Source organism: Streptomyces sp. NPDC017095 (assembly GCF_044332325.1).
In the GTDB taxonomy this organism is placed as follows: domain Bacteria; phylum Actinomycetota; class Actinomycetes; order Streptomycetales; family Streptomycetaceae; genus Streptomyces.
Map to the genome: position 1 here is coordinate 178,280 of NZ_JBIROU010000010.1, position 21,169 is coordinate 199,448.

Annotated in this window: 17 protein-coding genes; 14 read left to right on the plus strand and 3 right to left on the minus strand. The window is 72.4% G+C overall.

What is annotated here, in order from left to right; all coding sequences use genetic code 11:
• The first annotated feature begins 150 nt into the window (after window positions 1–150).
• The 8 genes from recG to mutM all read left to right on the plus strand — a co-directional run bounded on the left by recG (window position 151) and on the right by mutM (window position 7,458).
• Window positions 151–2,358: an ATP-dependent DNA helicase RecG gene (recG, locus tag ACH4OA_RS21670; RefSeq protein WP_397970230.1), complete on the plus strand. Its 2,208-nt coding sequence runs from the start codon at window positions 151–153 to the stop codon at window positions 2,356–2,358.
• Between the two features lie 85 nt (window positions 2,359–2,443).
• The gene (gene rsmD, locus ACH4OA_RS21675; protein WP_365883959.1) at window positions 2,444–3,031 is read left to right on the plus strand and encodes a 16S rRNA (guanine(966)-N(2))-methyltransferase RsmD; all 588 of its coding nucleotides are present in this window, start codon (window positions 2,444–2,446) and stop codon (window positions 3,029–3,031) included.
• A gap of 26 nt (window positions 3,032–3,057) precedes the next feature.
• Window positions 3,058–3,537, plus strand: coding sequence for a pantetheine-phosphate adenylyltransferase (gene coaD, locus ACH4OA_RS21680; protein WP_365883960.1), 480 nt, complete (start codon window positions 3,058–3,060; stop codon window positions 3,535–3,537).
• A gap of 57 nt (window positions 3,538–3,594) precedes the next feature.
• Window positions 3,595–4,713: a cell division initiation protein gene (locus ACH4OA_RS21685; protein WP_397970232.1), complete on the plus strand. Its 1,119-nt coding sequence runs from the start codon at window positions 3,595–3,597 to the stop codon at window positions 4,711–4,713.
• A gap of 131 nt (window positions 4,714–4,844) precedes the next feature.
• Window positions 4,845–5,489, plus strand: a complete 645-nt coding sequence (locus ACH4OA_RS21690) for a YceD family protein (protein WP_397940406.1) — start codon at window positions 4,845–4,847, stop codon at window positions 5,487–5,489.
• 2 nt (window positions 5,490–5,491) lie between these two features.
• Entirely contained in the window at window positions 5,492–5,665 is a 174-nt protein-coding gene (gene rpmF, locus ACH4OA_RS21695) for a 50S ribosomal protein L32 (protein ID WP_003951102.1), read from the plus strand.
• A 19-nt stretch (window positions 5,666–5,684) separates the two neighbouring features.
• Window positions 5,685–6,506, plus strand: coding sequence for a ribonuclease III (gene rnc / locus ACH4OA_RS21700; protein WP_397940407.1), 822 nt, complete (start codon window positions 5,685–5,687; stop codon window positions 6,504–6,506).
• Between the two features lie 91 nt (window positions 6,507–6,597).
• Window positions 6,598–7,458, plus strand: a complete 861-nt coding sequence (gene mutM / locus ACH4OA_RS21705) for a bifunctional DNA-formamidopyrimidine glycosylase/DNA-(apurinic or apyrimidinic site) lyase (RefSeq protein WP_397970234.1) — start codon at window positions 6,598–6,600, stop codon at window positions 7,456–7,458.
• Here mutM and ACH4OA_RS21710 read toward each other — a convergent pair.
• Window positions 7,431–7,826, minus strand: coding sequence for a helix-turn-helix domain-containing protein (locus tag ACH4OA_RS21710; protein ID WP_365880959.1), 396 nt, complete (start codon window positions 7,824–7,826; stop codon window positions 7,431–7,433). The genes mutM and ACH4OA_RS21710 overlap by 28 nt on opposite strands.
• A gap of 108 nt (window positions 7,827–7,934) precedes the next feature.
• On the opposite strand from ACH4OA_RS21710, the gene ACH4OA_RS21715 reads away from it, so the two are divergent.
• Entirely contained in the window at window positions 7,935–8,519 is a 585-nt protein-coding gene (locus ACH4OA_RS21715) for a flavodoxin family protein (RefSeq protein WP_365880961.1), read from the plus strand.
• Between the two features lie 80 nt (window positions 8,520–8,599).
• On the opposite strand, the gene ACH4OA_RS21720 is transcribed toward ACH4OA_RS21715, so the two are convergent.
• Window positions 8,600–10,060: a CAP domain-containing protein gene (locus ACH4OA_RS21720; RefSeq protein WP_397970236.1), complete on the minus strand. Its 1,461-nt coding sequence runs from the start codon at window positions 10,058–10,060 to the stop codon at window positions 8,600–8,602.
• 179 nt (window positions 10,061–10,239) lie between these two features.
• Between ACH4OA_RS21720 and ACH4OA_RS21725 the strand changes: the two genes are divergently transcribed.
• The 4 genes from ACH4OA_RS21725 (at window position 10,240) to ACH4OA_RS21740 (ending at window position 16,588) form a co-directional block, all read left to right on the plus strand.
• The gene (locus tag ACH4OA_RS21725) at window positions 10,240–10,521 is read left to right on the plus strand and encodes an acylphosphatase (RefSeq protein ID WP_397970237.1); all 282 of its coding nucleotides are present in this window, start codon (window positions 10,240–10,242) and stop codon (window positions 10,519–10,521) included.
• Window positions 10,522–10,895: 374 nt separating this feature from the next.
• Window positions 10,896–11,099 (plus strand): hypothetical protein, encoded by a 204-nt coding sequence (locus tag ACH4OA_RS21730; protein ID WP_365880967.1) that lies wholly within the window; start codon window positions 10,896–10,898, stop codon window positions 11,097–11,099.
• Window positions 11,100–11,345: 246 nt separating this feature from the next.
• Window positions 11,346–14,930 (plus strand): chromosome segregation protein SMC, encoded by a 3,585-nt coding sequence (gene smc / locus ACH4OA_RS21735; RefSeq protein WP_397970239.1) that lies wholly within the window; start codon window positions 11,346–11,348, stop codon window positions 14,928–14,930.
• A gap of 239 nt (window positions 14,931–15,169) precedes the next feature.
• On the plus strand, window positions 15,170–16,588 hold the full coding sequence (locus ACH4OA_RS21740) for a sugar porter family MFS transporter (RefSeq protein WP_365880971.1): 1,419 nt from the start codon (window positions 15,170–15,172) through the stop codon (window positions 16,586–16,588).
• A 1,703-nt stretch (window positions 16,589–18,291) separates the two neighbouring features.
• Here the strand turns inward: ACH4OA_RS21740 and ACH4OA_RS21745 are convergent.
• The gene (locus ACH4OA_RS21745) at window positions 18,292–19,740 is read right to left on the minus strand and encodes a cytosine permease (protein ID WP_365883679.1); all 1,449 of its coding nucleotides are present in this window, start codon (window positions 19,738–19,740) and stop codon (window positions 18,292–18,294) included.
• A gap of 170 nt (window positions 19,741–19,910) precedes the next feature.
• Here ACH4OA_RS21745 and ftsY point away from each other — a divergent pair, with 170 nt between their 5' ends.
• Window positions 19,911–21,113 carry a signal recognition particle-docking protein FtsY gene (ftsY, locus tag ACH4OA_RS21750; RefSeq protein ID WP_365941725.1) on the plus strand — a complete coding sequence of 401 codons (1,203 nt, stop codon included), beginning with the start codon at window positions 19,911–19,913 and terminating at the stop codon, window positions 21,111–21,113.
• Window positions 21,114–21,169: the final 56 nt, after the last annotated feature.

Sequence of the window (21,169 nt, forward strand, 5' to 3'; positions counted from 1 at the left end):
GATGGCCGGAGCCGGTCATCCTAGGGCCGCACCAGCCCGTCTGACCAGGAGTTTCCCTGATGTTTACAGCGTCACGGCGGGAACCGTCCGGCGGCGGGTCCACAAACCGCCAGGGCGGCGGCTACGGCATTGTCAGTGCCGTGGTGTGCAATGGATCTCGTGCCCGCACTGCAAGAACCGCTCAAGAAGGTGCTCGGCCCCGCCACCGCGAAGGTGATGGCCGAGCACCTCGGCCTGCACACCGTCGGCGACCTCCTGCACCACTACCCGCGCAGATACGAGGAGCGCGGCCAGCTCACCCACCTCGCCGACCTGCCCATGGACGAGCACGTCACGGTGGTCGCCCAGGTCGCCGACGCCCGCCTGCACACGTTCGCCTCCGCCAAGGCCCCGCGCGGCAAGGGCCAGCGCCTGGAGGTCACGATCACCGACGGCAGCGGCCGGCTCCAGCTCGTCTTCTTCGGCGCGGGCGTGCACAAACCCCACAAGGAGCTGCTGCCGGGCACCCGCGCGCTGTTCGCCGGCAAGGTCTCCGTCTTCAACCGCCGCCTCCAGCTCGCCCACCCGGCGTACGAACTGCTGCGCGGTGACGGCGAGGAGACCGTCGAGACCTGGGCCGGCGCGCTGATCCCGCTGTATCCGGCGACCGCCAAACTGGAGTCCTGGAAGATCGGCAAAGCGGTCCAGACGGTGCTGCCCAGCGCCCAGGAGGCCGTCGACCCGCTCCCGGAGTCGCTGCGCGCCGGCCGCGGCCTGGTGTCCCTGCCCGAGGCCCTGCTCAAGATCCACCGGCCGCACACCAAGGCCGACATCGCCGACGCGCGCGCCCGCCTGAAGTGGGACGAGGCGTTCGTGCTCCAGGTCGCCCTGGCCCGCCGCCGGCACGCCGACACCCAGCTCGCCGCCGTGCCCCGCGTGCCCCGCCCGGACGGCCTGCTCACGGCCTTCGACGACCGCCTCCCCTTCACCCTCACCGACGGCCAGCGCAAGGTTTCCCAGGAGATCTTCGACGACCTCGCCACCGCCCACCCGATGCACCGCCTGCTCCAGGGCGAGGTCGGCAGCGGCAAGACCCTCGTCGCCCTGCGCGCCATGCTCGCCGTGGTCGACGCGGGCGGACAGGCGGCCCTGCTGGCGCCCACCGAGGTCCTCGCCCAGCAGCACCACCGCTCCATCACGGAGATGATGGGCGACCTGGCCGAGAAGAACATGCTGGGCGGCGCCGAGCACGCCACGAAGGTGGTGCTGCTCACCGGCTCGACGGGCACGGCGGCCCGCCGCCAGGCGCTGCTCGACCTGGCCACCGGCGAGGCCGGTGTCGTCATCGGCACCCACGCCCTGATCGAGGACAAGGTGCTCTTCCACGACCTCGGCCTGGTCGTGGTCGACGAACAGCACCGCTTCGGCGTGGAACAGCGCGACGCCCTGCGCGGCAAGGGCAAGCAGCCGCCGCACCTGCTCGTCATGACGGCCACGCCCATCCCGCGCACGGTCGCCATGACGGTCTTCGGCGACCTGGAGACCTCGGTCCTGGACCAGCTCCCGGTCGGCCGCTCGCCGATCGCCAGCCATGTCGTCCCGGCCGCCGACAAGCCCCACTTCCTGGCCCGCGCCTGGGAGCGGGTCCGCGAGGAGGTCGCGGCCGGCCACCAGGCGTACGTGGTCTGCCCGCGGATCGGGGACGAGGAGGACGACCCGAAGAAGGCGGGCAGGAAGAAGCCCGCAGCGGACGAGGCGGACCGGCGCCCGCCGCTGGCCGTGCTCGACGTGGCCGCCGAACTGGGCCGCGGGCCCCTGAAGGGCCTGAAGGTGGAGGTCCTGCACGGCCGGATGCACCCGGACGACAAGGACGCCGTGATGCGCCGCTTCGCGGCCGGCGAGACGGACGTCCTGGTCGCCACCACCGTCATCGAGGTCGGCGTCAACGTCCCGAACGCCACGGCCATGGTCATCATGGACGCGGACCGCTTCGGCGTCTCCCAGCTCCACCAGCTCCGCGGCCGGGTCGGCCGCGGCTCCGCGCCGGGCCTGTGCCTGCTGGTCACCGAGGCGCCCGAGGCCGCTCCGGCCCGCCAGCGGCTGAGCGCGGTCGCCGCCACCCTGGACGGCTTCGAGCTGTCCCGCATCGACCTCGAACAGCGCCGCGAGGGCGACGTCCTCGGCCAGGCCCAGTCCGGCGCCCGCTCCAGCCTGCGGGTGCTGGCGGTCATCGAGGACGAGGAGGTCATCGCCCAGGCCCGCGAGGAGGCGGCGGCGGTGGTCGCGGGCGACCCGGAACTGACCGGCCTGCCGGGCCTGCGCACGGCCCTGGACGCCCTGCTGGACGAGGAGAGGGAGCAGTATCTGGAGAAGGGGTGAGGGAGACTCCTAGGGGCTCTGGGGCGCGGGGAACCGCGCGACCGGCCACACTGAACCCGAAGACGCTCACCAGCAAGGACCGAAGATGACCCGCGTGATCGCCGGCGCAGCCGGCGGACGTCGCCTCGCCGTCCCGCCCGGCACCGGCACCCGCCCCACCTCCGACCGCGCCCGCGAAGGTCTCTTCTCCACCTGGCAGTCCCTGCTGGGCGGCCCGCTGGCCGGCGAGCGCGTCCTCGACCTCTACGCCGGCTCGGGTGCCGTGGGCCTGGAGGCCCTGTCCCGGGGCGCGGGCCACACCCTCCTGGTCGAGGCGGACGCCAGAGCCGCGCGGACCGTCCGGGAGAACGTCAGGAACCTGGGCCTGCCCGGCGCGGAGGTCAGAGCGGGCAAAGCGGAACAAGTCATCCGGACCGCACCGCCCGCCGAGCCGTACGACCTGGTCTTCCTCGACCCGCCGTACGCCGTCTCCGACGACGATCTTCGGGAGATCCTGCTCACACTCCGCTCGGAACGCTGGCTAGCCGACGGCGCCCTCGTCACCGTGGAGCGCAGCACCAGAGGCGGCGAATTCCGCTGGCCGGACGGCTTCGAGGCGATCAGGTCCCGTCGCTACGGCGAGGGAACGTTTTGGTACGGTCGCGCCGCCTCTACGTGCGAAGACGCACGATGACCGGACCGGAGAGCGAGGGATCACAAGTGCGCCGCGCCGTCTGTCCCGGGTCGTTCGACCCGATCACCAACGGACATCTCGACATCATCGCCCGAGCCTCCCGTCTCTACGACGAGGTGTACGTCGCGGTGATGATCAACAAGTCCAAGAAGGGCCTGTTCGACATCGACGAGCGGATCGAGCTGATCCGCGAGGTCACGTCCGCGTACGCCAACGTCCGCGTCGAGGCGTTCCACGGCCTCCTCGTGGACTTCTGCAAGCAGCGCGAGATCCCCGCCATCGTCAAGGGCCTGCGCGCCGTCAGCGACTTCGACTACGAACTCCAGATGGCCCAGATGAACAACGGCCTCACCGGCGTCGAGACGCTGTTCGTGCCCACCAACCCCACCTACAGCTTCCTCTCCTCCTCGCTCGTCAAGGAGGTCGCGGCCTGGGGCGGCGACGTCTCGCACCTGGTGCCCGCCCCGGTCCTCCAGGCGCTGAACCAACGCCTCGCCAAGGGCTGATGGGGCTACAGTCGTCCCGTCCGTTGCCCATCCGGCCGTAGAGAGTGGCGAGCACAGGTGGACGTGCAGAAGAAGCTGGACGAGATCGTCTCCGCGGTCTCCGGCGCCCGGTCCATGCCCATGTCGGCGTCGTGCGTGATCAACCGCGCCGAACTGCTCGCGCTGCTCGAAGAGGTGCGTCAGGCGCTGCCCGGTTCCCTCGCCCAGGCGCGGGAGCTGATCGGCGACCGCGAGCAGATGGTCGAGCAGGCCCGGCAGGAGGCCGAGCGGATCATCGAGAGCGCGCACGCCGAGCGCGGCTCGCTGATCTCCGGCACCGAGATCGCCCGCCGTTCCCAGGCCGAGGCCGACCGGATCCTCGCCGAGGCCCGCAAGGAGGCCGAGGAGATCCGCGCCGAGGCCGACGACTACGTCGACTCCAAGCTGGCCAACTTCGAGGTCGTCCTCACCAAGACCCTGGGCTCGGTCGGCCGGGGCCGCGAGAAGCTGCTCGGCACGGGCCCCGGCCTGGACGAGGCGGGCTACGCGGACGAGGACGCCCCCGAGCGCAGTCACGACCCGGAGACCCTGCGCCGCGACGCCGACGCCTACGTGGACGCCAAGCTGGGCGCCTTCGAGGCGGTCCTCGCCAAGACCCTGGAGGCCGTCGGCCGGGGCCGGCAGAAGCTGCACGGCCGGATCGCCACCGACGACCTCGGCGCGCTCGCCGACGACACCACCACCTACCAGCACTCCAGCGACGCCGACTACCTCGCCGACCTCGCGGCCCTCGCCGACAGCGACCGCGCCGGCCGGCAGCCCGAGCGGCCCGCGCTGGACCGGCCCGCCTACGCGCCGCAGCCCGCCTACGCGCCCGCCGCCGGCTACGACCCGCCGGCCGGCGCCGTCCCGCAGCAGCCGGACCCGTACGGGGGCTATCCCCGGCAGCCGGAGTACGCCGCGCCGCAGGACCCGTACGGCTACCAGCAGGCCGACCCCTACGCCTACCAGGGCTACGACCCCCAGCAGCCCGCCTACGACCCCCGGCAGGCCGCGCACCAGCCGCAGCCCCACGGCCAGGCGCCCGCGCAGGCCCCGGCCCGGCAGGACTACGCCCTGGACGAGACCAGCCTCTTCGACACCGGCATGATCAGCGCGGAGCAGATGCGGGCGTACGAGGAGGGCCGGGGACGGTAGCCGGGAGCCCGATTGGGCGCTGAGCGAAAGGTCCAGTATCCTGGCTCTTCGGTCGCGCGTATGTCCGCGATCAGCGCTGCCCGCACCACCGAGGGGCGGCGTCCCTCCGAGTTCGCAGATCGAAAGCAGGAATGGCTCCCAACGCCCGCCTCGACCACCGCAACCCCCTCGTGATCGACACGCACGAGCTGGGCCGGCGTCCTGGCGCGCTGCAGCGCCTGACCCGCGAGATCGACGCTCCCCGGGATCTCGGCATCCAGGGAGTCATCGGAGTGCCGGAAGGCACCCCGCTGGAACTCGACCTCCGCCTGGAGTCGGTCTTGGAAGGGGTGCTTGTCACAGGCACCGCCCGTGCCACGGCCGAGGGGGAGTGCGTAAGGTGTCTGGAGCCGGTCGGGCTGGAGCTCGAAGCGGACTTCCAGGAGATGTTCTCGTACCCTGACGCCGACGACCGGGGCCGCGTGATCGCGGAACCGGGCGACGACGCCGAGGACGACGAGGGCAGGCTCTTCATCGAGGACGGTCTGATCGACCTCGAGCCTGTGCTGCGTGATGCGGTGGTGCTCGCACTGCCGATGCAGCCGGTGTGCCAGGACGACTGTCCGGGCCTGTGCTCCGAATGCGGAGTGCGGCTCGCGGACGACCCGGACCACCACCATGACGCCGTCGACATCCGTTGGGCGGCTTTGCAGGGACTCGCCGGCTCCACGAAGGACGGCGAGAAGGACGAGATGAGCGGCGCCGAAGCGGGCGTCGACGAGAAGCAGGAGAAGTAGCCGTGGCTGTTCCGAAGCGGAAGATGTCGCGCAGCAACACGCGCCACCGCCGGTCGCAGTGGAAGGCTGCGGTCCCCACCCTGGTTGCGTGCGAGCGCTGCCACGAGCCCAAGCAGCAGCACATCGCGTGCCCGTCTTGCGGCACCTACAACAAGCGCCAGGTCCTCGAAGTCTGAGTGGCTGGTGAGAGGCCCGATGACTGACGCGAAAGCAGCTAGTCCCCGCCAGCGCGGGGGTAGTCCGCAGGCCTCGTCCCACACGCTTCTGGAAGGGCGGCTCGGCTACCAGCTCGAGTCCGCCCTTCTGGTGCGTGCGCTGACCCACCGTTCCTACGCGTACGAGAACGGCGGTCTGCCGACGAACGAGCGGCTGGAGTTCCTCGGGGACTCCGTGCTCGGCCTCGTCGTCACGGACACGCTGTACCGCACCCACCCCGACCTGCCCGAAGGCCAGCTGGCCAAGTTGCGGGCCGCGGTGGTCAACTCGCGTGCGCTGGCGGAGGTCGGCCGTGGCCTGGACCTGGGCGCCTTCATCCGGCTCGGCCGGGGTGAAGAGGGCACGGGCGGCCGGGACAAGGCGTCCATCCTCGCCGACACCCTCGAAGCGGTGATCGGCGCGGTCTATCTCGACCAGGGCCTCGACGCGGCCTCCGAACTGGTGCACCGCCTGTTCGACCCGCTGATCGAGAAGTCCTCCAACCTCGGAGCCGGCCTGGACTGGAAGACCTCCCTCCAGGAGCTCACCGCGATGGAGGGACTCGGCGTGCCCGAGTACCTGGTCACGGAGACCGGCCCCGACCACGAGAAGACCTTCACTGCTGCCGCCCGCGTCGGAGGCGTCTCGTACGGCACCGGCACCGGCCGCAGCAAGAAGGAGGCGGAGCAGCAGGCCGCCGAGTCCGCCTGGCGGTCCATCCGGGCCGCGGCGGACGAGCGCGCCCACGTGGCGAAAGAGCCTGTGAAGGAGACGGCCGACGCGGCCGTCAGGGACGGCGACACGTCGTCCGCCACCGCCTGACCCGCAGTATCCGAGCGCCCGCTCCGGCCGTCCACGCCGGCGCGGGCGCTCACCTCATCCACCGGTCCGTACGGTTCTCACGGGGGTCCCGATGCCCGAGCTGCCCGAGGTCGAGGTCGTCCGGCGCGGCCTGGAGCGCTGGGTCGCGCACCGGACCGTCGCCGCGACCGAGGTGCTGCACCCGCGCGCCGTCCGCCGGCACCTCGCCGGACCCGACGACTTCGCGCACCGGCTGGAGGGCCACCACATCGGCACCCCGCGGCGGCGCGGCAAGTACCTGTGGCTGCCGCTGGAGGAGACCGGCCAGGCGGTCCTCGCCCACCTCGGCATGAGCGGCCAGCTCCTGGTCCAGCCGCACGACGCGCCGGACGAGAAGCACCTGCGCATCCGCGTCCGGTTCGCCGACGCGCTCGGCACCGAACTGCGCTTCGTCGACCAGCGCACCTTCGGCGGGCTGTCGCTGCACGACACCACCGACGACGGCCTGCCCGACGTCATCGCCCACATCGCCCGCGACCCGCTGGACCCGCTCTTCGACGACGAGGCCTTCCACCAGGCACTGCGCCGCAAGCGGACCACGATCAAGCGGGCCCTGCTGGACCAGTCGCTGATCAGCGGCGTCGGCAACATCTACGCCGACGAGGCGCTGTGGCGCTCCCGCGTCCACTACGAACGCCCGACGGCCCACTTCACCCGCCCGGCCACGACGGAACTCCTCGGCCACGTCCGGGACGTGATGAACGCGGCCCTCGCCGTCGGCGGCACCAGCTTCGACAGCCTGTACGTCAACGTCAACGGCGAGTCGGGCTACTTCGACCGCTCGCTGGACGCGTACGGCCGCGAGGGGCTGCCCTGCAAGCGCTGCGGCACACCCCTGCGCCGCCGGCCCTGGATGAACCGCTCCAGCTACTTCTGCCCGAAGTGTCAGAGGGCGCCGCGCGTCTCGTCGTAGCGCGCGCGGGCCGCGAGGACGTCGTCCATCGCGCCCTCCACACAGTGGATGAGCGACAGCAGCCGCTCGGCGACCCGGTGGCCCAGCGGCGTCAGTTCGTAGTCCACGCGCGGCGGGTTCGTCGGCTGCGCCTCGCGGTGCACCAGCCCGTCGCGCTCCAGCGCGTGCAGCGTCTGGGACAGCATCTTCTCGCTCACCCCGTCCACCCGCCGGCGCAGTTCGTTGAAGCGCAGCGAGCCCTCGTGGAGCGCGCCGAGCGTCAGTCCGCCCCAGCGGCCCGTGACGTGCTCGAGCGTGCCGCGCGACGGGCAGGCCTTGGCGAAGACGTTGTACGCGAGGTCGTCGTGGTCCTGGGTGATGGCGGTCATACCCCGAGGATACGCCTCCACAGCGCTGACCGCAGGGTTGCACTAACTTCTGGTTAGTGCTTTCCTTTGGTCATCGCCAGTGAGTGACACGCCTTCAAGGAGCCCCGTATGACCACGCCCGTGGTGTCCATCGCCTACCACTCCGGTTACGGCCACACCGCCGTCCTCGCCGAGGCCGTCCGCGCCGGTGCCGCCGACGCGGGTGCCGACGTGCGGCTGATCAAGGTGGACGAGATCACCGACGAACAGTGGGAGGCGCTGGACCGCTCCGACGCGATCGTCTTCGGCTCGCCCACCTACATGGGCACCGCCTCCGGTGCCTTCCACGTGTTCGCGGAGGCGACCTCCAAGCGCTGGTTCGGCCAGGACTGGCGGGACAAGCTGGCCGCCGGCTTCACCAACTCCGCCTCCAAGAGCGGCGACAAGCTGCACACCCTGCAGTTCTTCCAGACGCTCGCCGCCCAGCACGGCATGCACTGGGTCAACCTCGGCCTGCTCCCCGGCTGGAACAGCACCACCGCCTCCGAGAACGACCTCAACCGCCTCGGCTTCTTCGCCGGCGCCGCCGCCCAGTCCCCGAGCGACCAGGGGCCCGAGGGCGTCCACAAGGCGGACATGGCCACCGCCGAACACCTGGGCCGCCGGGTGGCGGAGACGACGCGGACCTTCCTCCTCGGCCGCACCGCCGCCTGACGGCCGCACCGCACGGGCCGCGCGCGGGCGCCCCGCGCCGGACGGCGGTCTCAGGACCCGTCGGACGGCGGTCTCTGGTCTCAGGACCCGAAGTCCACGGTCCACCACGGCCCGCCCGGACCGAAGTGGACACCGGCGCCGACCGTCTGGAAGCCGCAGTTCAGGATGTTGGCGCGATCGGCGGCACTGTTCATCCAGGCCGTCACCGCGGCCGCCGCGCCGGCCTGGCCGCGGGCCGTGTTCTCGCCGCCCAGGCCGGTGATGCCGGCCTGGGCCGCCCGGTCCCACGGCGTGCGGCCGTCCGGGTCGATGTGACCGAAGAAGTTCCGCGCGGCCATGTCGTCGCTGAACGCCTCGGCCAGCCCGGTCAGCGCGGAGTTCGCCGCGAGCGGGGTGCAGCCGGCCTTCGCCCGCTCGCCGTTGACCAGCTTCAGCATCTCGGCCTCGGCGGCGGCCTCCCGCGACACCGTCACGGGCCCGGAGCTGGGCACCGGCGCCTTGGTGGCCGTACGGGACGGGGTGGGCTTCGGGGCGGGGGCGGCCGTATGGGACGGGGTCGGCTTGGGCTTGGCGGGGGTGGCCTTCGGCTTCGTGGGAGTGGGCTTCGGCTTGGCCGGGGTGGGCTTCGGCTTCGGGGTGGGAGCGGAGGCGGAGGGCTTGGCGGGGGTGGGTCTCGGCTCGGCCGGAGTCGCCTTCGGCATGGCAGGGGTGGGCTTCGGCTTGGCCGGGGTGGGCTTCGGACCGCTCGGGCTCGTCTTCGATCCACCCGGGGCCGTCCCCGAACCGCCCGGCGTGCTCCTCGCGGGCGCGGGCGTCTGCGTGGCCGTCGCCGTCTTCGGCGGGGCGGCGGCCGGCTTCGAGGCGGAGGGAGAAGGGGAGGAGGCGGACGGAGAAGGGGACAGGGAGGCGGACGGGCTCGCGGAGTCGGTGGGGGTCGCGGTGCCGCCCTGGGCGGAGCCCGCGGTGGAGCCGCCGATACGGGGTTCCGCGCCGCCCGAGGTGCCGCCCTGCTCGCTCGCCGTGTTGCCCGGGGATGCGACGGCCGTCGTCTGCTCGCCGCCGGTGGTGTGCGTGCCGCCGCCGAGCTGATAGTGCTCCAGACCCGGCACCACGGCGGGCACCACACCGGTGACCGTCGCGACCGTGCCCAGGGTGACGGCCACGGTCAGCCCGAGCAGACCCGCGCGCACCGGCCGTGCGGCCCCGCTTCGACGCTCCCGGGCGGAGACCGGTCCGTCAGCCGGACCGGCCGCGGGTGCGGCCGGCGCCTGGCCGTCGTCCGGCGTCTCGTCTGATGCGTCGTCCGGCGTGTCGTCCGACGCGAAGAGGTACGCCTGCGCCTTCGCGGTGGCCTCGGCGTACGCCTCCGGGTCCGGGCCGGGCGCGACACCCAAGGGGACGGTGCGCGGACCGTCACTGCCGGTGCTCGTGCCGGTGCTCGTGCTCGTGCCGGTGCCCTGGCCGGTGTGCCGGCCGGCGTCGGCGGCCGTGGCGCGGCCCGTGGCGGCGCGGCCGGCGGCGGAGCGTCGGTGGCGTCCCATGTCCTTGCCCTCTTCCTCGTGCATGCGGCCGGCCGGCGTGGCCCCCCTTGATCAACCCGGCCCAACCCGACTCACTCGATCGAGTGAGTTTCCCGCTGCGGTTCACCGCTTCCGGACCGTACCCGATGAAGCGCCGGGGCGATGTGTCCCGAATGACACCGGCCGGTTAGGTTGCAGCCATGAGCGAGGACGTACGACTGGTCGCCTGGGTGCGCGGACGCGTGCAGGGCGTGGGTTTCCGCTGGTTCACGCGGGCCAAGGCGCTGGAGATCGGCGGATTGAGTGGTTTTGCTCTCAATACGGCCGACGGTCGGGTCCAGGTGGTCGCGGAGGGGTCACAGGAGGGGTGCGAGAGGCTGCTGAGCTGGCTCCAGGGTGGCGACACGCCCGGGCGCGTGGACGGTGTGACCGAGATCTGGGACACACCGCGCGGCGGCTACGACGGCTTCGCCATCCGCTGATCCGGCCCCCAGGGCCCTCCGCGGCGGCGGCCTCCACGGCGCCGAGGTCGCGTGCCGGAGTGGAAACGCCCAGGTGGTTGCCAATCCGGGCGGGTCATGGCAGGCTCCGCTGGTACTGCTGGCCGCCGCGCCCCGAGGGGCCCGGGCAGGCGCCGCACCGCCGTGTTCCCGGCCGTGCGCCCCGGTTCGCCCCCGATACAGGGCGTGATCGTGTTGACCGTCAAACTTTTTGGTGAGACGCTGAAAGCCCCGCGCACCTTAGCTGTTTGGCATGGAACAACAGCAGAGCACCACCCCGTGCCAAGCACCGCGGGTGCGAATCCCTCACGACCCAACCGCATCGGTCGGTCACTCATTGTGGAGGACCATCCATCATGGCAAAGGCGCTTCTCGGTTACGTCGGCGGCTCCGACCCTCGACTCCTCGCCGAGATGCGACGGCTGCAACAGCGCGTTCAGGACCTGGAGTCCGAGCTGGTCCGGATCCAGGCGGAGAACCAAGCGCTGACGGCTGCCGCCTCTCAGGACAGGATCATGGAGAGCATCGACGCACACCAGGCGGAGCCTGCGCTCACCTGATCACTGCCAACGCTCCACAACAGCAGACACAGCGATCGGGCTGTCCGTATCAACCGCTCAGTTGATCGGACGACTGCGATCCAGTCGTCAGAGTTGCAAGGGACGCTTCGGCGTCCCTTCGTTCTTTCCCCCCGGCATCCTTTCACCTTCTTCATCATCTGGTGTGCCCTGCGTGCCTGGTGACGAAACCGCGCGGCCACCAGGGTTCGTGGAGCGGGGCATCGGCGGCGGGTAAAGTCCGGCGGCGTGCACCTCAAGGCCCTGACCCTGCGTGGTTTCAAGTCCTTCGCCTCGGCGACCACGCTCCGCTTCGAACCGGGCATCACATGTGTCGTCGGCCCGAACGGCTCGGGCAAGTCCAATGTCGTGGACGCGCTCAGCTGGGTCATGGGCGAGCAGGGTGCCAAGTCGCTGCGCGGCGGCAAGATGGAGGACGTCATCTTCGCCGGCACCACCGGCCGCCCGCCGCTCGGCCGCGCCGAGGTGTCCCTGACCATCGACAACTCCGACGGGGCCCTGCCCATCGAGTACGCCGAGGTCACCCTCACGCGGATCATGTTCCGCAACGGCGGCAGCGAGTACCAGATCAACGGCGACACCTGCCGTCTGCTGGACATCCAGGAACTCCTCTCCGACTCCGGCATCGGCCGCGAGATGCACGTCATCGTCGGCCAGGGCCAGCTCGACTCCGTCCTGCACGCCGACCCCATGGGCCGCCGCGCCTTCATCGAGGAGGCGGCCGGAGTCCTCAAGCACCGCAGGCGCAAGGAAAAGGCGCTGCGCAAGCTGGACGCGATGCAGGCCAACCTCGCGCGCGTGCAGGACCTCACCGGCGAACTGCGCCGCCAGCTCAAACCGCTGGGCCGGCAGGCGGCGGTCGCCCGCCGGGCCGCCGTCATCCAGGCCGACCTCCGCGACGCCCGGCTGCGGCTCCTGGCCGACGACCTCGTACGGCTGCGCGAAGCCCTCCGGGCCGAGATCGCCGACGAGGCGGCCCTGAAGGAGCGCAAGGAGAGCGCCGAGCAGGCACTGAAGCAGGCCCTGCACCGCGAGGCCCGGCTGGAGGACGAGGTGCGCCGGCTCAGCCCGCGCCTGGCGCGCGCCCAGCAGACCTGGTACGAGCTGTCCCAGCTCGCCGAGCGGGTCCGCGGCACGGTCTCGCTGGCCGACGCCCGGCTCAAGAGCGCCACCTCCGCCCCGCCCGAGGAACGGCGCGGCCGGGACCCCGAGGACCTGGAGCGCGAGGCCGCCCGCGTCCGCGAGCAGGAGGCCGAGCTGGAAGCCGCGCTGGAGGCGGCCCGGCGGGCCCTGGACGACACCGTCGCCCACCGCGCGGAACTGGAGCGCGAGCTGTCCGCCGAGGACCGCCGGCTGAAGGACGCCGCCCGGGCCATCGCCGACCGCCGGGAGGGCCTGGCCCGGCTGTCCGGGCAGGCCGCCGCGGCCCGCTCGCGCGCCGCCTCCGCCCAGGCGGAGATCGACCGGCTGGCCACCGCCCGCGACGAGGCCCGGCAGCGGGCGGAGCAGGCGCAGGAGGAGTACGAGACCCTGCGGGCCGAGGTCGACGGCCTGGACGCCGGCGACGCCGACCTGGCCGGACAACACGAGGCCGCCAAGCGGCGGCTCGCCGATGCCGAGGCCGCCCTCGGCGCGGCCCGCGAGGCGGCCGGCGCCGCCGAACGCCGGCGCGCCGCCACCCAGGCCCGGCACGAGACGCTGTCGCTGGGCCTGCGCCGCAAGGACGGCACCGGGATACTGCTCGGCGCCCGGGACCGGCTCACCGGAGTCCTCGGCCCGGCGGCGGAGCTGCTGACGGTCACCCCGGGCTACGAGATCCCCGTGGCGGCGGCCTTCGGCGCGGCGGCCGACGCCCTCGCCGTGACGAGCCCCGCGGCGGCGGCCGAGGCGATCACCCTTCTGCGCAAACAGGACGGCGGCCGGGCGACCCTGCTCCTGGCGGATGCTCCCGAACCACCCCGGGAGGGCGCGGAGGAAGGCGGCGACGCGGCAGCCGCCCGCCCGCCCGGCGCCCCTCTCTTCGCCGCCGGTCTCGTCCGCGGTCCCGCCGGCCTCCTGCCCGCCGTACGCCGGCTGCTGGCGGACATCGTCGTGGTGGACACCCTGAAGGACGCCGAGGCCCTGGTCTACGCCCGTCCAGAGCTGACCGCCGTCACCGCCGAGGGCGACCTGCTCGGCGCGCACCTCGCGCACGGCGGCTCCGCCGGCGCGCCCAGCCTGCTGGAGGTCCGGGCCGCCGTGGACGAGGCCGCCGCCGAGCTGGCCGGGCTGGCGGTCCGCTGCACCGCGCTGGCCGAGGAGGAGCGGACCGCGGCGCAGCGCCGCGCCGAGGCCGCGGCGCTCGTCGAGGAGCTGGGCGAACGGCGCCGCGCCGCCGACCGCGAGAAGTCGGCCGTCGCCCAGCAGATCGGGCGGCTCGCCGGACAGGCACGGGCCGCCGCCGGCGAGGCCGAGCGGTCCGCCGCGGCGGCGGCGCGTGCCCAGGAGGCGCTGGACAGGGCCGTACAGGAGGCCGAGGAGCTGGCCGAGCGGCTGGCCGTGGCCGAGGAGGCGCCGGTGGACGAGGAGCCGGACACCTCGGTGCGGGACCGGCTCGCCGCCGACGGGGCCAACGCCCGGCAGACCGAGATGGAGGCCCGGCTCCAGGTCCGTACGCACGAGGAGCGGGTCAAGGGGCTCGCCGGCCGCGCCGACGCGCTCGACCGGGCGGCCCGCGCCGAACGCGAGGCCCGCGCCCGCGCCGAGCAGCGCCGGGCCCGGCTGCGGCACGAGGCGGCCGTGGCCGGGGCCGTCGCCTCCGGCGCCCGGCAGCTGCTCGCGCACGTGGAGGTGTCGCTCGGCCGCGCCGAACGCGAGCGCGCCGCCGCCGAGGCCGCCAAGGCGCGGGGCGAGCGGGAGCTGACCGCCGCGCGGACGGCCGGCCGTGAACTGAAGGCAGAACTCGACAAGTTGACTGATTCGGTTCACCGCGGCGAGGTACTAGGAGCAGAGAAGCGGCTGCGCATCGAGCAGCTCGAGACCAAGGCGCTGGAGGAACTGGGTGTCGAACCGGAGGGGCTGGTGGCGGAGTACGGTCCGCACCGGCTCGTGCCGCCCTCGCCCCCCGCCGAGGGCGAGCGGCTGCCGGACGACCCGGAGGACCCGCGCCACCAGCCCCGTCCCTTCGACCGCGCCGGGCAGGAGAAACGGCTCAGGGCCGCCGAGCGGGCGTACCAGCAGCTCGGCAAGGTCAATCCGCTGGCGCTGGAGGAGTTCGCCGCGCTGGAGGAGCGCCACCAGTTCCTCAGCGAGCAGCTTGAGGACCTGAAGAAGACCCGCGCCGACCTGCTCCAGGTGGTGAAGGAGGTCGACGAGCGCGTGGAGCAGGTGTTCTCCGAGGCCTACCGGGACACCGCCCGCGAGTTCGAGGGCGTCTTCGGCCGGCTGTTCCCCGGCGGCGAGGGCCGTCTCGTGCTGACCGACCCGGACGACATGCTCACCACGGGTGTGGACGTGGAGGCGCGTCCGCCGGGCAAGAAGGTCAAACGGCTCTCCCTGCTCTCGGGCGGCGAGCGCTCGCTGACGGCGGTGGCGCTGCTGGTGTCGATCTTCAAGGCCCGGCCGAGTCCGTTCTACGTCATGGACGAGGTCGAGGCCGCGCTCGACGACACCAACCTCCAGCGGCTGATCGGGATCATGCGGGAGCTCCAGGAGACCTCGCAGCTCATTGTGATCACGCACCAGAAGCGCACCATGGAGGTGGCGGACGCGCTCTACGGCGTGTCCATGCAGGGCGACGGCGTGTCCAAGGTCATCTCCCAGCGGCTGCGCTAGCGCCTTTTACGCGTCCCCTACAAGATCATCTGACTCGGTGTTCAGTTCTTGAACGCAGATCGTTAAGTCGTATCTGAAAACTCACAGTCGTTGAACTATTGACTTCGAAACTTGAAGGCATAGTCTCTGCAACGTTGCTTTTACCTTCAGGTGTAAGCGGCGCCTCCGTATGCGCCACTGGAGACCTGGAAGGGCTCGCCCCCACCCGGCAGCGTTGCCGTGGCCCGAGGAGTTACACCGTGACCAGCACAGCGCAGGCACCTCAGTCAGGAGCCAGAACGGCTCACCCCGAACATCTCGGGCACGTCATCTTCATCGCGGCGGCTGCCGCCATGGGCGGCTTCCTCTTCGGCTACGACAGCTCCGTGATCAACGGCGCCGTCGAGGCCATCCGCGGCCGTTACGACGTCGGCTCCGCGGCCCTCGCCCAGGTGATCGCGATCGCGCTGATCGGCTGTGCCATCGGCGCCGCCACCGCCGGCCGGATAGCCGACCGGATCGGCCGTATCCGCTGCATGCAGATCGCCGCGGCCCTGTTCACCATCAGCGCCGTCGGCTCCGCGCTGCCCTTCGCGCTGTGGGACCTCGCCTTCTGGCGCATCGTCGGCGGCTTCGCCATCGGCATGGCCTCCGTCATCGGCCCGGCCTACATCGCCGAGGTCGCCCCGCCCGCCTACCGCGGCCGGCTCGGCTCCTTCCAGCAGGCCGCGATCGTCGTCGGCATCGCCGTCTCCCAGCTCGTGAACTGGGGCCTGCTCAACGCCGCCGGCGGCGACCAGCGCGGCAAGCTGATGGGCCTGGAGGCCTGGCAGGTCATGCTCGGCGTGATGGTCGTCCCGGCCGTCCTCTACGGCATGCTGTCCTTCGCGATCCCCGAGTCCCCGCGCTTCCTGCTCTCCGTCGGCAAGCGTGAGCGCGCCCGCGCGATCCTCGCCGAGGTCGAGGGCAAGGAAGTCGACCTCGACGCCCGCGTCGCCGAGATCGAGCACGCGATGAAGAGCGAGCACAAGTCCAGCTTCAAGGACCTGCTCGGCGGCTCCTTCTTCTTCAAGCCGATCGTCTGGATCGGTATCGGCCTGTCGGTCTTCCAGCAGTTCGTCGGCATCAACGTCGCGTTCTACTACTCCTCGACGCTGTGGCAGTCGGTCGGCGTCGACCCGACGGACTCGTTCTTCTACTCCTTCACGACCTCGATCATCAACATCGTCGGCACCGTGATCGCGATGATCTTCGTGGACCGCGTCGGCCGCAAACCGCTGGCCCTCATCGGCTCCGTCGGCATGGTCGTCGGCCTGGCGCTGGAGGCGTGGGCCTTCAGCTACCACCTGGTCGACGGCAAGCTGCCGGCCACCCAGGGCTGGGTGGCCCTGATCGCCGCCCACATCTTCGTCCTCTTCTTCGCCCTGTCCTGGGGCGTGGTGGTCTGGGTCTTCCTCGGCGAGATGTTCCCGAACAGGATCCGCGCCGCCGCCCTCGGTGTCGCCGCCTGCGCGCAGTGGATCGCCAACTGGGCCATCACGGCCAGCTTCCCGTCGCTGGCCGACTGGAACCTGTCCGGCACGTACGTGATCTACACCGTGTTCGCCGCGCTCTCCATCCCGTTCGTCCTGAAGTACGTCAAGGAGACGAAGGGCAAGTCCCTGGAGGAGATGGGCTGACCCGCACGACGCGGCTCCCCGAACTCGGGGAGAAGGGCCAAGTCCCCGCTGCCCCTCTCCTCGTACCCTCCGCCGCCCCCGGCCCGGCCACTGCCCGGACCGGGGGCGGCGGTGTTGTACCCGGCCCAACGGGCCCGCCGCGATCTCGGCCCACGCCCACCCCCGCCCGCGGCCCCGCGGCCGCCCACCGACTACGGCACCGGGCGCGCACCGCCGTCGGCTACGCCGGGGTTGGGGGAGGGGCGGTGGTGGAGTTCCGGTGTCTGGTGCCCGGTGCCGTGCTGCGGAGGCGTCCGGCCGTTAGGGGCCTGGTCCCGGCTTGCTGCGGTGGCTGTCCGCCGTACTCGACTCGTGGCGGGTTCGGGAGCCGGGTGTCTGACACCTGATGCCGTACTCGCGGAGGCGTCCGGCCGTCGAGGGTCCGCCGTACTCGGCTCGCGGCCGGTGTGGTGGCGGGGTTCCAGGGGCCGGTGTCTGGTGCCGTGCTGTGGGGCCGCGGGGGCGGGTGCCGGTCCGGAGTTACCGGGGCGGCCTCGGTGCACGACCGGCCGGGGCGATCGGCGTGGGTTCCCGGCGCCGGTGCCGCCCTCACGGACCTGGGGACCGTCTGACCATTCCCATCTGCCGCGCGACGCCATTCACGCCCGCGGTGACCCCAGATCCGAGTAGGTCCAGTACGAGCGCCTGAGGCCGGCACGCCAGAGCACGCCGCGGCCCGGGAGGCGCCGCCCGCGGCTCTCACGAGGCGGGTGCTCGCCGCACAGGCGGCGCGGCCCCGGCGGCCGACGGGACCGGTGCCCGGCCCCCGCCTTGCCGCCCGCAGACACCGATTCGAGCGCGGTGCGGCGGCGGGTACCCGCCCGGCCCGGGTGCCGTGCCCGGTGAACCCGTCGAAGGCCGCTGCCCGCTGGTGAGCCGGTCGCGTCACCGCCGGGTGGCGTGGGGCAGGGCGTAGTGGTGGCCGAGCCCGGTCGCCCGGTGCGGTGCCGGGTGCGTCGGCGGCGTCTCGGCGGCCGGCGGCGGCGTGCAGCTCCCGGTGCCGTGCCCGGTGAACCGGTCGAAGGCCGTTGCCCATCGGTGGGCCGGTCGTGTCACTGCCGGGTGGCGTCGGGCAGGGCCTAGTGCTGGGCGAGCCCGGTCGCCCGGCCGGTCGCGGCGGGCGGTCAGCGCCGGCACCGTCCGGCCGGGCCGGGGCACCGGTCGTACCGGCGCCACGCGCCGCTGGGCAGAGTGCAGTCCTCGGGGTGGTGGGGAGTTTGGCCGCCCGGCCGGTCGCGGCGGGCGGTCAGCCCTGGCACCGTTCGGCCGGGGTCGTGGAACCGGTCGTACCGCCGCCACGCGCCGCCACGCGCCGCCACGCGCCGCCGGGCAGGGCGTGTGGGGGCCGAGGCTGGCCGATCGCGGCGGGCGGTCAGCGCCGGCGCCGTCCGGCCGGGGCTGGGGAGCATGTCGTATCGCCGCCACGCGCCGCCGGGCAGGAGTAGTCCTCGGGGCGGTGGGGAGTTGGGCCGCCCGGCCGCCCGGCCAGTCGCGGCGGGCGATCAGCGTGGGTCCCGTTCGGCCGGGGCGGGCAGCCGGCCGCGTCGCTGCCGCCACGCGCCGCCAGGTAGGGCGTGGGTCTCGGGGGCGTCGTGGACTGCCTGGGTGTGCGGCGTCCCCCTCCGGTGTGGCTCGGTGGAGGGGGACGGCAGGGGTGGTCCAGGTCAGACGCCGGCGGGCGCCGGGCGGTCCGCGGGGTCGGCGGCCGGGGCCGGTGTGACCGCCGGCTTGGGCAGCACCAGGTACAGCACGCCCGAGATCACGATGGTCGCGACCCAGCCGAGGCCATACTCGCCGATCACGTTGTTCGTCGCCAGCGGGCCGGTGAACCAGTCGGACGTGGTGAACATCAGCCCCGCCACCAGACCGGCGGCCCAGGCGGCCACGGCCGCGGGGGAGAAGCCGCCGCGGTACCAGTAGGCGCTGGTGCGCGTGGTGTCGGCCATGGCCCGGCCGTCGTACTCCGTGCGCCGCAGCATGTCCGCGCCGAACACGCCCACCCACGCCGAGAAGGCGACCGCCAGCAGCGACAGGAAGGCGATGAAGGAGCCCATGAAGCTGGTGGCCACGAGCATCAGCACGCCGCCGAAGGCCAGCGAGATCACCGCGTTGACCGAGACCGCCCAGTGCCGCGGCACCTTGAAGCCGAGCGTCTGCGCGGTGAAGCCCGCCGAGTACATCGACATCGAGTTGATCAGCAGCATGCCGATGAGCGCGATGAACAGGTACGGCACCGCGATCCACGTCGGCAGGATCTCGCCCAGGAACGACACAGGGTCGCTCGCCGAGGCCAGGTCCGGCGTGGAGACCGCCATCACCGCGCCCATCAGCACCATCGGCAGCACGACGACACCGGCGCCGCCCACCGCCGTACCCACGATCGTCTTCGAGGACGCCGTACGCGGCAGGTAGCGGGTGAAGTCCGGCGCGGTCGGGATCCAGCTGACACCGCCCGCCGCGATCATGCCGATGCCGGTGATCACCGCGGCCGTCGACCCGGCGCTGTGGTCCAGCACCTCGGACCAGTCGGTGTTCGCCACCAGATAGCCCAGCACCAGCACCGAGAAGAGCCCGAAGAGGTAGGTCGCGTACTTGTTGCACTTCTGCACGGCGTTGATGCCGAGCCCGGAGATCGCGAACGTCGCGACCACGAACACCAGCAGCGTCACCATGTCCAGCACGCTGTTCGCCTTGATGCCGAACAGGATGTCCAGGATGGTGAGCAGCGCGTACGCGCCGGTCACCGCGTTGATCGTCTCCCAGCCCCAGCGCGCGACCCAGATCAGCGAACCGGGCAGCAGATTGCCGCGCTGTCCGAAGACCGCGCGCGACAGCGCCATGCCGGGCGCGCCGCCCCGCTTGCCCGCGATGCCGATCAGACCGACGAGGCCGTACGACACGACCGGCGCGGCCACGGCGACGACCAGGGCCTGCCAGATGTCGAGGTGATACGCCACGACCAGGCTCGCGCCCATGGTCAGCAGCAGCACGCTGATGTTGGCGCCGACCCACGTGGGGAACAGCTCGCGGGCGCGCCCGGTGCGCTCGTGGTCGGGGACCTGCTCGATGCCGCGGGTCTCGAGAGCGCCTTCGGTCTCGACGGATGTGCTCATGAAAGAGGTGCCAGACATGGGGGGACAGGGGGACGTGGGGACTCTACGCGCGTGGACAGACGTGCCACCATCGTACTTTGCTCCGAGTCCTCGCCTTACGTGGCGTTTGTCTCTCAGAGGAAGCCACAAACGGGCCCCCGGCGGACCCCATGGCCGATACTGGTCGGGTTATGGAAACCGTCATCCTTGCTGTAGTCATCGCCGTGGTCGTGCTCGGCGCGCTCGGCGGGCTGATCGTGGGCAGCCGGCGCCGGAAGCCGCTGCCCCCGCCGCCCCCGAAGGCGCCCGACATCACCGCGCCCCCGGCCGAGCCGCATGTCGGCGACGAGGCCGAGACGCCGCGCGACGAACCGCGCCGGACGATCGAGGAGGTGGATCTCCCTGGCGGCCCCGCACCGGTCGTCGTAGAGGAGCCCCCCGTTGTCGAGGCTCCCGAGATCGAGATCCCGGAGCCCACCGCAGGCCGGCTGATCCGGCTGCGCGCCCGCCTGTCCCGCTCGCAGAACGCCCTGGGCAAGGGCCTGCTCACGCTGCTGTCCCGCGAGCACCTCGACGAGGACACCTGGGAGGAGGTCGAGGACACGCTGCTCACCGCCGACGTCGGCGTGCAGCCCACCCAGGAACTGGTCGAGCGCCTGCGCGAACGCGTCCGGGTGCTCGGCACCCGCACCCCGGAGGAGCTGCGGGCCCTGCTCCGCGAGGAACTCCTCCACCTGGTCGGCACCGACGTCGACCGCGCGGTGCGCACCGAGCCCGAGGGCCGCAAGCCCGGCATCGTGATGGTCGTCGGCGTCAACGGCACCGGCAAGACCACCACCACCGGCAAGCTGGCCCGGGTCCTGGTGGCCGACGGCCGCAGCGTCGTGCTGGGCGCCGCCGACACCTTCCGGGCCGCCGCCGCCGACCAGCTCCAGACCTGGGGCGAGCGCGTCGGCGCCCACACCGTGCGCGGCCCCGAGGCCGGCGATCCCGCCTCCGTGGCGTTCGACGCGGTGAAGGAGGGCAAGGAGATGGGGGTCGACGTGGTCCTCATCGACACCGCCGGGCGGCTGCACACCAAGACCGGCCTCATGGACGAGCTGGGCAAGGTCAAGCGCGTGGTCGAGAAGCACGCGCCGCTGGACGAGGTGCTGCTCGTCCTGGACGCCACCACCGGTCAGAACGGCCTGGTGCAGGCCCGTGTCTTCGCCGAGGTCGTGGACATCACCGGCATCGTGCTGACCAAGCTGGACGGTACGGCGAAGGGCGGCATCGTGATCGCGGTCCAGCGCGAGCTGGGCGTGCCGGTGAAGCTGATCGGACTCGGCGAGGGCGCGGACGACCTCGCGCCGTTCGAACCGGAGGCGTTCGTGGACGCCCTGATCGGCGACTGACCGGACCCGCTGACCGGACCCGCCGGCCGGACACCGGAAAAGCGCCCGCCCCCTCG

Bases quoted from the DNA above. Each gene is read 5' to 3' on its own strand.
- ACH4OA_RS21720 (WP_397970236.1), bottom strand. From the start codon at position 10,060: ATGGGACGCCACCGACGCTCCGCCGCCGGCCGCGCCGCCACGGGCCGC.
- ACH4OA_RS21730 (WP_365880967.1), top strand. From the start codon at position 10,896: ATGGCAAAGGCGCTTCTCGGTTACGTCGGCGGCTCCGACCCTCGACTC.
- ACH4OA_RS21745 (WP_365883679.1), bottom strand. From the start codon at position 19,740: ATGAGCACATCCGTCGAGACCGAAGGCGCTCTCGAGACCCGCGGCATC.
- ACH4OA_RS21725 (WP_397970237.1), top strand. From the start codon at position 10,240: ATGAGCGAGGACGTACGACTGGTCGCCTGGGTGCGCGGACGCGTGCAG.
- mutM (WP_397970234.1), top strand. From the start codon at position 6,598: ATGCCCGAGCTGCCCGAGGTCGAGGTCGTCCGGCGCGGCCTGGAGCGC.
- rsmD (WP_365883959.1), top strand. From the start codon at position 2,444: ATGACCCGCGTGATCGCCGGCGCAGCCGGCGGACGTCGCCTCGCCGTC.
- ACH4OA_RS21710 (WP_365880959.1), bottom strand. From the start codon at position 7,826: ATGACCGCCATCACCCAGGACCACGACGACCTCGCGTACAACGTCTTC.
- ftsY (WP_365941725.1), top strand. From the start codon at position 19,911: ATGGAAACCGTCATCCTTGCTGTAGTCATCGCCGTGGTCGTGCTCGGC.
- ACH4OA_RS21715 (WP_365880961.1), top strand. From the start codon at position 7,935: ATGACCACGCCCGTGGTGTCCATCGCCTACCACTCCGGTTACGGCCAC.
- rnc (WP_397940407.1), top strand. From the start codon at position 5,685: ATGACTGACGCGAAAGCAGCTAGTCCCCGCCAGCGCGGGGGTAGTCCG.
- ACH4OA_RS21690 (WP_397940406.1), top strand. From the start codon at position 4,845: ATGGCTCCCAACGCCCGCCTCGACCACCGCAACCCCCTCGTGATCGAC.
- recG (WP_397970230.1), top strand. From the start codon at position 151: ATGGATCTCGTGCCCGCACTGCAAGAACCGCTCAAGAAGGTGCTCGGC.